Annotated in this window: 1 protein-coding gene; it reads left to right on the top strand. The window is 48.6% G+C overall.

The window, feature by feature from the left end; genetic code table 11:
- Positions 1–125: 125 nt before the first annotated feature.
- Positions 126–500: Ada metal-binding domain-containing protein (locus R7Q11_RS29825; RefSeq protein ID WP_318094505.1), on the top strand; the 375-nt coding region annotated here is incomplete at its 3' end.

Here is a 500-nt window from a genome sequence, read left to right on the forward strand (position 1 = left end):
AAATTCGCTAATGCCAATAAATCTCAATATTGAGTTCCGAAAATGGCTAATCTTCATTTGTGCTACGTGCTACAATGAAGTTATATCGAGTTGTTTTCACAGAGTGCACGAGCAAGGATCGCTTCATGTTTATCCATCCTCATACATCGCTGACCTTCGAGCAGTGCCAAAAGGCGCGAGTGTCGCGAGACAGCCGTTTTGATGGTCGATTTTACGTCGCGGTAAAAACCACAGGGATTTTCTGCCGACCGATTTGTCCGGCGAACCTACCCAAAGAAGAAAATGTAGAGTACTTCACCGATAAAGCCCAAGCCCTTAAAGCGGGTTATCGTCCTTGTTTGCGTTGTCGCCCAGACAGCGCGCCGGGATCGTGGGCATGGAAAGGCGTAGAAACAACATTTCAACGCGCGATTTCGTTGATTGAGCGAGGAGAGCTGCATCACCACTCGGTGTCTGAACTGGCAGAGCGCGTTGGGATTTCTGATCGTTACTTGCGCATG

This window comes from Vibrio sp. 970, assembly GCF_033339075.1.